We start from the raw sequence: 11,855 nt of genomic DNA on the forward strand, positions 1-11,855 counted from the left end.
GACGCCGACGGCCTGCCGCAGCTGCCGCTCGGCACGCTGGTCGGCACCGCGCTGGCCGCCGCCGAGGACTGCCTGGGCGGCCGGTTCAGCGCCGTCGCCGAGGCAGAGCTCTCCGAGCCGTTGCCGCTGGCCGGGGAGCGCACCGTACAGCTCACCGTCACCGAGGGCGGGGACGGTCACGCCCGCTGCGAGTACCGCAGCATCTCGGCGTCCGAGGAGCGGGCGGGAGCCGGCTGGCGGCTGCACGCCCAAGTCGTCCTGCGCCGCAGGCTCGACACGGCCCGGCTGACTCAGACGCTGCGCGCGGCGCCGGGGCTCGATCCGGCGGCGTACCCCACGGTTCTGACGGACAGTCAGGAAGCGCTGCCGAGGGCCCGGTTCGAGCTGCGGCACGGCGACGACGGCGTTCTGGCCACGCTCGACGGCGCGCCCGACTGGATCACGCTGCTCGACGTGCTCGCCGCCGCCGGCAGCCGCGCCGCGCAGCCCGAGCCCGAGCCCGAGAGCGTGACCGAGGCCCTCGTGATCCGCCGCGTGCAGGGCCTGACCTGCTTCGCGCCGGACGCCGTCCGGCATCTGCGGGTCAGCGCGCGGCGCACCGCGGTCGGCCAGTACCGCGCCGCCGTCGACTTCTTCGACGCCGACGGCGGTTACCTCGGCGGCGCCGACCGCATACGGCTCGCCGCCACGCAGCCCGCCGCGGCGCCGGCGCCCTGGCGGGACGCGGACGAGCTGACGTACGACATCACTTGGGACGCCACGGTCCCGGCAGGCGACATCGACCCGGCGAGCCTGGCAGGCGAGGGCTTCCTGCTGCTCGCCGACGGCGCCGCCGACGGTCTTGCCGAACGGCTCGCCGCCACGCTGCGCGATCGTGGCGCCCAGGTCGTCACCACCGCACCGCCGGTGAGCGGGGTCGCGGGCGACTGCGTCCCCGACACGGAGGGCGTGCGCGAGGCGCTCGCCAACTGGTGCGCCACCGTCCGGCGCCCCGGCCGGATCGTCCTGCTGACCGGCCTCGACGCGCCCCGCCTCGACCACGCCGACGCGTGGGGCCTGGAGGAGTACGCGGCGCGGGGCGAGTTGCTCGCCGTCTCGCTCCTCCAGGAGCTCGCCGGACGGGATGACTGCGCCGACACCCGGCTGACCGTCGTGACCCGTGGCGCCATGCCCGCGGGCCCCGACGGCGAGGTGCACAGCGCGGCCGCCCACACGCTCTGGGGCCTTGGCCGCGTCATCGCCCTGGAGAGCCCCGAGCGCTGGGGCGGCGCCATCGACCTGGATCCGCAGGAGAGCCCGGCCGATGCCGACCGGCTGCTCGCGGCGCTCGGCCGGACCGCGCAGGAGGACGAGCAGGCGCTGCGCGGCGCGGACGTCCATGTGCCGCGGCTGATGCCCCGCCAGGCCGATCCGGCCGAGCAGCGCCGCGCCCCCGCCGTACGCCCCGACGGCACGTACCTGATCACAGGCGCCTTCGGCGCCATCGGCCTGGCGCTGGCCGGCTGGCTTGCGCGGGCCGGAGCCGGACGGCTCGTGCTGCTCGGCCGCACCCCGCTGCCGGACCGTGCGAAGTGGTCGTCGCGCCTGCCGGCCCCCGTACGCGAGCGGGTGAAGGCCGTACGGGAGCTGGAACGGCTCGGCGTCGAGGTCACGGTGGTCGCCGCCGACGTGGCCGACGAGGCGGCCATGCTCGGTGTCTTCGAGGAGCTGGAACGCCATCCGCTGCCGCTGCGCGGCGTCGTGCACGCGGCCGGTGTCTCGCTGCCCCAGTTCCTCAAGGACGTGGACGCGGTCAGCTACCGCAAGGTCTGGCGGCCGAAGGTGATCGGCGGCTGGCTGGTGCACCAGCTCTCGCGCGGCGCCGAGCTGGACTTCTTCCTCGGGTTCTCGTCCATCGCCGCCACCTGGGGCTCGCAGCATCTGGCGAGCTACTCGGCGGGCAACGCCTTCCTGGAGGGCCTGGCCCACCAGCGCAGGACCGAGGGGCTGCCCGCGCTCACCGTGGCCTGGGGGCCGTGGGAGCTGGACTCCAACCTCTTCGACGAGGAGGTGATGGCGTTCCTCACCTCCACCGGCCTGTACCCGCTCTCCGGCGAGCAGTGCCTGCACCTGCTCGGCGGGCTGCTCGCCTCCGACCGCGCCCACCAGGTGGTCTGCGCGGTGGACTGGTCCGTCTACAAGCCGGTGATGGAAGCCAGGATCGAGCGGCCCCTGTTCCGCACCATCGTCCCCGACGAGCAGGGCGACGACCGGGGCGAGGGCGCGGACTCCCTCGTCGGGGAGCTCACCGGCAGCGCACCCGACGGACGCAGGGCACGCCTTGCCACGTTCATCCGGGAGACCGTCGCCGAGGTCGCCGGCGTCGAACCGGGCGCCATCGACGCCGATCAGGCCGTCCTCGACTACGGCCTCGACTCGCTGATGGTCATGGACGTGGTGCGGCAGTGCAAGCGCAGGCTGGGGCTCAGCATCAGGGCCAGCGAGCTGTTCGAACGCAGCACGCTCGTCGACTGGAGCGATTTCCTGTACGCCGAGTTCTCCCGCGAGCACATCGGCGCCGACGCCGCCGACTCCGGCACCCCGGCGGACGCGGCCCGCGGCTCCGCCACCGCCGGACAGGGCGGCGATCCGACCGACCCGGCCTGGCTGCGCGAGGACGTCAGTCTGGACCCGGCCATCCAGCCGCCCACCGCGGCGCCTTCCGTCCCGGACCGGCAGCGGCACGTCCTGCTCACCGGCGCCACCGGCTTCCTCGGCGCCCACCTGCTTGACGAGCTGCTGCGCCGCACCGAGGCCACGGTGCACTGCCTGGTCCGGTGCGCCGACCCGGCAGAGGGCCTGGGCCGGATCAGGGCGAACTACGAGCGCTACCTGACGTGGTCGGCGGAAGCCGACGAGCGGATCACCGTGATACCCGGCGACCTGGAGAAGCCGCTGCTCGGCCTGGAGGAGCAGGCGTTCGACGCGCTGGGCGAGCTGCTCGACGGCATCTACAACAACGGAGCCTGGGTCAACTTCAGCTACACCTACGACCAACTGCGCCCCGCGAACCTGGTCGGCACCGAGGAGATCCTGCGCCTCGCCTGCCGGGGCCGCCTCACGCCGGTGCACCATGTCTCGACGTACGGGATCTGGGGCATTCCGGAAGACGGCCGCACCGTCATCGGCGAGGGCGACTCCATCGCCGACGCGGGACGCCTGGTCACCGGGTACGTGCAGACCAAGTGGGCGGCCGAGCGCCTTGTCGAGCTGGGCCGCGAGCGCGGCATCCCCATCGACCTCTACCGGCCGGGCCGGGTGCTGGGGAACTCCCGCACCGGCGCCGCGCTTGTCACCCACTTCACCCTCAAGGTGATCAAGGGCTGCATCCAACTCGGCCTGGTGCCCGACCTGGACCTCGACATCGAGATGACCCCGGTCGACTACGTGACATCGGCGCTGGTCGCCATCGCCACCGACAAGACCTCCTTCGGCACCAACTACCACCTGCTCAACCGGCACAAGCTGCGCTTCGCCGAACTCGCCGACGTGCTCAGGGACCGCTGGCAGCTCCGCCGGGTGCCGGTGGACGAGTGGTGGGAGGCGCTGCGCGCCGGATACGGCGTCGCCGACAACGAACTGCACACCGTGATGGACGTGGTGGAGGAGTTCATCGTCGGCGGCGAGGAGGCCATCGACTACGACGACAAGAACGCGGAGGCGGCCCTGGCCGCCACGGGAATCACGTGTCCGCCGCTGGACCACCGCCTGCTCGACACCTATCTGGGGTGGCTGTCCCGCACGGGCCACCTGCCGGAGCCGGCGCGCGCACGCTCCTGAGCCACCGACGGACCGACGACGGAGAGACAGCGATGCCGAGAAAGACACCAGCCAAGAACCCCCGTAAGCGGACGGCGGCCGCCGAGTACGACGTCGCTGTCCTCGGCGCCCACCTCACCGGGGGCCTGCTGGCCGCCATCCTCGCCCGGCAGGGCGTACGGACCGTGCTCGTCGACACCACGGAGGACCAGGCGCGGCCGGCCGGCGAGAGCACCGTGCCCTACACCTCCGAGGTGTTCTCGCTGCTCGCCGAGCGCTTCGAGGTGCCGGAGATCGCGACGTTCGCGCACTTCACCGACCTGCCGGAGGAGGTACGCAGGGCCAGCGGCGTCAAGAAGAGCCTGGGCTTCCTCCACCACGACGCGGGCCGGGAGCAGGACGCGCGGAAGGCCGTCCAGTTCAACGTGCCGGGCGAGCACACGGAGTGGCACCTGTACCGGCCGGAGGCCGACGCGTACGCCTGCCGTATCGCGGCCGCCCACGGCGCGCACATCGACGAGGTCCGCTCGCCGCTCGCCAAGGTCGCCCTGGCCGACGACCGCACCACGCTGGTCCTGGACAACGGCCAGACGCTGAGCGTCCGTTACGTGGTGGACGCCTCGGGTCCTGGTTCGCCGCTGCTCGCCGCCGCCGGCGTCGGGTCGGCAGAGCCCGCGCGTACGCCGCTGCGTTCGCGGCTGCTCTCCGCGCACTTCACCGGCGTGCGGCCGTTCGAGTCGGTGCTCCCGCAGGACCGCTACCGGGGCGCCACCGCGTGGTCGCACGGTTCGTTCCACCACGTCTTCGACGGCGGCTGGATCCAGGTGGTGAGCTTCGACAACCACGACGCCGCCAGGAACGGCCTGTGCAGCGTGACGGTCAGCGTGTGCCCCGAGAAGTTCGCCGACCTTCCGGAGGATCCCGAGGACGCCTTCCGCGCCCTCATCGGCCGCTATCCCAGCATCGCCGGGCAGTTCGTCGCCGCGCGGGCCGCCACACCCTGGGCACACGACACGCAGTGGCAGTGGCGCGCCGAGCGGACCACCGGACCTCGGTGGCTCGCCATCGGCGGGGCCGCCTGCCGCGCCGAGGAGGTGCTTGCCCGGGACGTGACGGTCGGCATGGAGATGGTGCACGCCACCGCCGCCGCGCTGCTGCGGGTGGTTGCCGACCCGGCGCGGGAGGAGGCGGAGTTCACCCGCGTCGCCGACTTCCAGGACCGCCTGATCGACTTCAACGACCGGCTCCAGATGGGGCTGCGCACCGCGAGCCGCCACTTCCAGCTCCTCAACGCCTACCTGCGCGTCTGGCTGCTGTGGCAGATCCTCGCCGACCTGTCGCTGAAACGGGCCCGGCTCGACTGCGACCACGTCCCGGAGGGCTCCTGGGCCGCGGTCGAGCGGTTCGAATCCGAGCTGTGGTTCCGCACCCCGGAGGGCCTGCCACGCGCGCTGCGCCAGCTGTTCCATCAGATGGACGCCGTCCGTGCCGGCCGCACCACGGCCACCGGCGCGGCCCGCGACATCTTCTCCTGGCTGCGCGGTGAACGGTTCGTGCCGCCGCTCTACCGCTTCGGCGAACCAGGCGACCGCGTCTACACGTTCACGCTCTGGCGCCGCATGCTCATGCTGCTGTGGGTCAAGACCGTCGCGCCCGCCGACTTCCGCCGACTCCTCACCCAAGACAACGTCACCGGCCGCCGGGACGACGCCCCGCCGGTCACCACCGAGTTCTGAGGTACGGCGGGCCGCGGATCCCGATCCCCACGATCTCCGCGGCCCGCTCGAGAGCACCGTCCGTCCCACGGGGGGCTCGGCATCGTCATGCCCGAAGAGCGCTCCGCCGTCCGGATATCGGCTTCCTCCCGGTTTCCCCTGCCCAGCGGAGATCTTGCATGAAAAGCGCTGAACACACGGAGTGGATAACCATCACCACCCTTGGTGGTATCGCTCTGGTGCTCGTGGTCGGAGCGGCCTTCGCCGCCCTTGCGCGCCGCGTGCGCCAGCCGACGGTCATCGGTGAGATCACCGCCGGGATCTGTCTGGGACCGAGCCTCCTCGGGGTGCTGCCCGGCAATCTGCCCGAGCACTTCTTCCCCATGGACGTCCGGCCCTATCTGAACGTCGTCGCCCAAGTGGGCCTGCTTCTCTTCATGTTCACCATCGGATGGCACTTCGACCACACCACCCTGCGGGGCCGCGGGCGTGCCACAGGCACCATCTGGGTGGGCGCCGCCGCGCTGCCGATGGCCCTCGGCTTCGGCCTCGCCGGCCTGCTGTACGGCTCCTACCGAACGGTGAACGGCGAGGAGATCGAGTTCCTGCACTTCGGGCTCTTCATCGGCACCGCCATATCGATCGCCGCCTTCCCCGTCCTCGCCCGCATCATCACGGACAAGCAGCTGCACCACACCCGCATCGGGAACTTCGCACTCGCGCTCGCCGCGCTTGACGACATCCTCGCCTGGTGCCTGCTGGCCGTCGTCGTCGCCCTGGTCTCCGCGTCCGGCGCGGGCACCTTCCTCGGCGTCATCGGCTGGGGCGTCGTCTACATCGTCGTGATGCTGGGCGTGGTCCGCCCCGTCCTGGCCGCCCTCGCGGCACGGGCCAGCACCGCCGCCGCTCCCGTGCTCCCGATGCTGGCCGCCGCCGGCGCCCTCACCTCGGCCTACGTCACCTCGAACATCGGCCTGCACGCCATCTTCGGGGCCTTCTTCTTCGGTCTGGTCATGCCCCGCTCCGACCAGCAGGGGCTGCTGCGCGAGTCCGCGCTGATCCCCATCGAGCACGCCAGCAAGCTGCTGCTGCCCGTCTTCTTCGTGGTCACCGGGCTCTCCGTGGACCTGACCTCGCTCACCGCCACCGGCGCCCTGCACATGGTGCTGATCACCGCGGTCGCCTGTGCGGGAAAGCTCGGCGGCGTACTGCTCTGCTCCCGCCTCAGCGGCATGGGCTGGCACGAGTCCTACACCCTCGGCCTGCTGCTGAACACGCGGGGCCTCACCGAACTGGTCATCCTGAACGTCGGCCTCGGCATCGGACTGCTCAGCACCGAACTCTTCAGCGCGATGGTGGTGATGGCGCTCGTCACCACCGCCATGACCTCTCCGCTGCTGTCCCGCACCCTTCGCCGCCCCCCGGCCGCGACCCCGGCTGCCGAGCAGCAGGACGTACGACCGGCCGAAGTCCACTGAGACCACCACCTGGGAGCTCCCGATATGAGGCTGCATCAGCTGCTCATCGATTCGGCGCGCACCTTCCCCGGCGCCCTGGCCGTGGCCGGCCCCCGACAGCGCGTCACGTACGAGGAACTCGACCGGCTCGCCGACCGCTACGCCGCCGCGCTGGCGAGCCGCGGAGTGCGCCCCGGTGACCGCGTGGTCATCTGGAGCCACAAGTGCGTCTCCGCGATTGCCGTCATGCAGGCCGCGCTGCGGATCGGCGCGATCTACGTCCCCGTGGCCGGCTCCAATCCACCGGCGCGCCTTTCGCTGATCGTGGACAGCGCGGCGCCCGCGCTCGTCGTGTCCGACAGTGAATCCGCCGAACGCGCCGCGCAGGCCGACTGGGCCGGGCGTCTTGCCAGTTTCACCGACCTCCTGGCGCAGGGAGAAGCCGGGGCGCCGGCACCATCGACGTACCGGAACGAGCCGGACGAACCCGCCTACATCCTCTACACCTCCGGCTCCACCGGCGCGCCCAAGGGCGTGTGCATCAGCCATCGCAACGCGCTGGCCTTCGTCGAGTGGGCGGCGGCCGAACTCGAGGTCGGCCCCGGTGACCGGCTTTCCAACCACGCCCCGTTCAACTTCGACCTCTCGGTCTTCGATCTCTACGCCGCGTTCCGCTCCGGCGCATCGGTGCATCTGGTGCCGGAGGACATGGCGTACGCGCCCGCCCAGTTGGTGCGGTTCCTGCGGGACGAGGGGATCACCGTGTGGTACTCGGTGCCCTCGGCGCTCGGCCTGATGATGCGCGACGGACAGCTCCTCGACGACGCGCCGCCCACGGAACTGCGTGCCTGCATCTTCGCCGGGGAGCCCTTCGCCCTCCCGCAGGTCCAGGCGCTGCGCCGGGGCTGGCCCAAGGTGCGGCTGCTCAACTGGTACGGCCCGACCGAGACCAATGTGTGTACGTCCTACGAGGTCACGGACGCCGACCTGGAACGCGACACGCCGCTGCCCATCGGCCGGGCCTGCTCCGGCGACACCGTGCAGCTCAAGGCCGGCAAGGAAGGCGAGATCGTGGTCTCCGGGCCGACCGTGATGCTCGGCTACTGGGGGCAGGAGCGGCACGAAGGGCCGTACGGCACCGGCGACATGGCCCGCCAGGACGCGGACGGGACGCTGCACTACGTCGGCCGGCGCGACCACATGGTGAAGATCCGCGGCCACCGCATCGAGCTGGGCGAGATCGAGGCGGCGCTCACCTCGATGGACTCCGTCGCCGACGCCGCCGTGGTGGTGCTCGGATCGGGCATCGGCGCGCGGCTGCACGCGACGCTCATCCCCTCCGGCGAGCAGCCCCCATCGCTCCTCGCCGTCAAGCGGCACTGCGCGCAGCGCCTGCCCACGTACATGATCGTGGACCGGATCTCGGTCCGTGCCGACCTGCCCAGAACACCCAACGGCAAGCTGGACAGGCGCCGTCTCGTCGCCGACCTCGAGGCGGACGAGCCGTGATGGGGACCGCCGCCGAACAGCGCCTCAATCAAGGGAGGACTTGTGCGCTTCGACTGGACCCGCGAGCAGAAGGCGGCTTACGACGACACACTCGCCGCGGTGCGGGATCGGTTCCCGGAACCGATCCACGACCGCTGCTTCGACCGGAAGGAATGGCGGACCCTCGGTGATCTCGGCCTGCTGGGGCTGAGCATCCCCGCCGCGTACGGCGGCGGCGGACTCGGCGCCCTCGACACGGCCCGCCAGGTGGAGGCGCTCGGCCGGGGCTGTGCCGACACCGGCATCGTCTTCGCGTCGAGCGCGCATCTCTTCGCCTGCGCCATGCCCGTGGTGACGTTCGCGACCGAGGAGGCCAGGCGGAGCTTCCTGCCCGGCATGGCCTCCGGCGAGCTGATCGCGGGCAACGCCATGACCGAGGAGGACGCCGGCTCCGACGTATCCCGTCTCGCCGTCACCGCCACCGCGACCACCGGCGGCTTCGTCCTGAACGGCACCAAGAGCTTCGTCACCAACGGGCCGGTCTCCGACGTGTACGTCACCTACGCGACCACGGACCCGCACGCCGGCCATCTCGGCGTGACCGGCTTCGTGGTGCCCCGTACCGCCGAGGGAGTGCGGGTGGGGGAGCCCTTCGTCAAGATGGGACTCACCTCCGTACCGGCCGGCACCGTCACCTTCGAGGACTGCTTCGTCCCCGACGCGCACGTCCTTGGCGCACCCGGTCAGGGCGGTGCGATCTTCCAGCACTCCATGGGCTGGGAGCGGGCCTGTCTGTTCGCCGGCTATCTCGGCCTGCTTGACCGCATGCAGGAGCGGGCCGTCGAACACGCCCGCACCCGGCGCCAGTTCGGCGCCCCGATCGGCGACAACCAGGCGGTGTCACACACGCTGGCGGACATGAAGGTGCGCCTGGAGAGCGCCCGTCTGCTGCTCTACCGCGCCTGCTGGGAGATGGACACCGGGGCGCAGTCCACCCTCAACGTCGCGCTGTCCAAGCTGGCCGTCTCCGAGGCGGCGCTGGCCGGCGCCCTGGACACGGTCAGGATCTACGGCGCGCGCGGCTACCTGAGAGATGCCGGCATCGAGACGCTGCTGCGGGACACCGTTCCCGCGACCGTCTTCTCCGGCACCTCAGACATCCAACGGGTCATCATCGCACGGGAGTTAGGACTATGAGGCTGCACGACCTCGTCATCGAATCCGCCCGGGCGGCGCCCGACGCGCTCGCCGTCGCCGGGCCGGACGGAGCCCTCACCTACGGCCGGCTCGACGCACTCGCCGACCGCTACGCCCACGCGCTGCGCGCCCGTGGCCTCTCGGCGGGCGACCGCGTGGTGCTGTGGACCGGGAAGAGCGTGCACGCCGTCGCCGTCATGCAGGGCGCGCTGCGGGCCGGCGCCGTCTATGTGCCGGTCACCTCCACGAACCCGGTCAGACGGGTGGCCCGCGTCGCCGCCGACTGCGGCGCCGCGCTGATCGTGGCCGACACCGAACTGTGCCGGCAGGCCAGGGCGTTGGGGCAGGACATCGGCATCCCCGTGGTGACCTCGGCCGCGCTGCTCGACGAGACCGAGGAGCCGGGCGGGACCGCGGAGCCCGAGTCGTTTACTCCGCACCCCGGCAGGCCCGACGACCCCGCCTACGTTCTCTACACCTCGGGGTCCACGGGCGCGCCCAAGGGCGTGTGCCTCAGCCACCGCAACGCGCTGGCGTTCGTCGACTGGGCGGCCGACCTCCTGGACGTGAACTCCGCCGACCGGCTCTCCAACCACGCGCCGTTGAACTTCGACCTGTCCGTCTTCGACCTCTACGCCGCCTTCAGGGCCGGCGCCTCCGTGCACCTGATCCCCTCCGAACTCGCCTACGCGCCCACCGAACTCGTGCGCTTCATGCGCGAACAGGACATCAGCATCTGGTACTCCGTGCCGTCCGCGCTGAGCCTGATGATGCGCGAGGGAGACCTCCTCGCCACCGAGCCGCCGGCGGCCCTGCGCGCCTGCGTCTTCGCCGGCGAGCCGTTCCCGATCGGCCAGGTCAAGGAGTTGCGCAAGGCGTGGCAGGGGATCCGCCTGCTGAACTGGTACGGGCCCACCGAGACCAACGTCTGTACGTCGTACGAGGTGACCGACGCGGACCTCGGCCGCACGGGAACGCTGCCCATCGGCACGGCCTGCTCCGGCGACGCCGTCCACCTGGACCCGTCGGACCCGGAGGGCGAGATCGTGGTGAGCGGGCCCACCGTGATGCTGGGCTACTGGGGCCGCGAGCCGCAGTCCGGCGCCTACGGCACGGGCGACATCGGGCGGCTCGACACGGACGGCAACCTGCTCTACGTCGGACGCGTCGACCACATGGTCAAGGTGCGCGGCCACCGGATCGAGCTGGGTGAGATCGAGGCCACGATCAGCGCGCACCCCCATGTCGCCGATGTCGCGGTGGTGGTGGTCGGCGAGGGGCTCGAGGCCCAGCTGCACGCCGTGGTGGCGACCGCTCCGCGGGCCTCCGTGCGGCTTGTCGACCTCAAACGCCAGTGCGCCGAGAACCTGCCGACCTACATGATCGTCGACGCTCTGCACACCGTAGAAGCACTGACGCTCACACCCAATGGCAAGAAGGACCGCGCGGCCATGGCCGCGGCCATAGAAGGGAGCGCACCATGACGACTGTTTCCGCCCCGCCCCGCGTACCGGGCACCGACGAGGACACGCTGCCCTCGGTGGACCGTGCCAGCTTCCGCTCGCTGATGGGCTCGTTCATGAGCGGTGTGTCCATCCTGACCAGCCGCCGCACCGACGAAAGCCCCGTCGGCATGACCTGCTCCGCGGTGTGCAGCGTCTCCGCGGACCCGCCGCTGCTGCTTGCCTGTGTCAACACACCGAGTGCCACGTTGGACGCCATCACGGACAAGAACCGATTCGTCGTCAACTTCCTTGACGTCGGCGCCGATTCGGTCTCCGACCTGTTCGCGAGCCGCACCACGGACAAGTTCGACGAGGTCGACTGGCTGCCGGGCGAGGTCACCGGGATGCCGGTGCTCGCCGATGTCGTGGCGCACGCCGAGTGCGCGGTCCACGAGGTGCGGGAGGCCGGCGACCATGTGATCGTCATCGGCCGGATCACCGCCGGTGAGGCGATGCCCGAGCGGTTCCCGCTGGGCTACTGGCGTGGCAGCTACACCCGTTCGCTGCGCATGCCCCGCAGGACCGGGCCGGGCGGCTGAGGAGCCTTCCCGGGGCGCGGGCAACTGCCCCGTCACGACCGGGGCGGGGGGGGGGGGGGGGGCGGGGGGGCGCCCCGCGGGGGGGCGCGGGGGGGGGGCGCGGGCGCGGCGGGGGGCGGGGGCGGGGGGGGGCGAGGGGCGGGCGGGCGGGGCGAG

The 11,855-nt window shown here is 71.9% G+C and carries 7 protein-coding genes; all 7 read left to right on the top strand.

Annotation, left to right across the window (positions count from 1 at the left end):
• Positions 1-3,819, top strand: a 3,819-nt coding sequence (locus tag ACFWY6_RS38450; protein WP_384700541.1) for a thioester reductase domain-containing protein, incomplete at its 5' end; no start/stop codon positions are given.
• 32 nt (positions 3,820-3,851) lie between these two features.
• Positions 3,852-5,534, top strand: a complete 1,683-nt coding sequence (locus ACFWY6_RS38455; RefSeq protein ID WP_384700544.1) for an FAD-dependent monooxygenase — start codon at positions 3,852-3,854, stop codon at positions 5,532-5,534.
• A gap of 158 nt (positions 5,535-5,692) precedes the next feature.
• Positions 5,693-6,991 (top strand): cation:proton antiporter, encoded by a 1,299-nt coding sequence (locus ACFWY6_RS38460; protein ID WP_384700546.1) that lies wholly within the window; start codon positions 5,693-5,695, stop codon positions 6,989-6,991.
• A gap of 24 nt (positions 6,992-7,015) precedes the next feature.
• Complete coding sequence (locus ACFWY6_RS38465; RefSeq protein ID WP_384700548.1) at positions 7,016-8,479, top strand: amino acid adenylation domain-containing protein; 1,464 nt, start codon at positions 7,016-7,018, stop codon at positions 8,477-8,479.
• A 42-nt stretch (positions 8,480-8,521) separates the two neighbouring features.
• Positions 8,522-9,655: an acyl-CoA dehydrogenase family protein gene (locus tag ACFWY6_RS38470; protein ID WP_384700550.1), complete on the top strand. Its 1,134-nt coding sequence runs from the start codon at positions 8,522-8,524 to the stop codon at positions 9,653-9,655.
• Positions 9,652-11,139: an amino acid adenylation domain-containing protein gene (locus tag ACFWY6_RS38475; RefSeq protein ID WP_384700552.1), complete on the top strand. Its 1,488-nt coding sequence runs from the start codon at positions 9,652-9,654 to the stop codon at positions 11,137-11,139. The genes ACFWY6_RS38470 and ACFWY6_RS38475 overlap by 4 nt, the downstream gene beginning before the upstream one ends.
• Complete coding sequence (locus ACFWY6_RS38480; RefSeq protein WP_384700554.1) at positions 11,136-11,699, top strand: flavin reductase family protein; 564 nt, start codon at positions 11,136-11,138, stop codon at positions 11,697-11,699. Before ACFWY6_RS38475 ends, ACFWY6_RS38480 begins: the two co-directional genes overlap by 4 nt.
• Positions 11,700-11,855: the final 156 nt, after the last annotated feature.

The sequence above is a fragment of the Streptomyces sp. NPDC059037 genome, assembly GCF_042740015.1.
Lineage (GTDB): Bacteria > Actinomycetota > Actinomycetes > Streptomycetales > Streptomycetaceae > Streptomyces.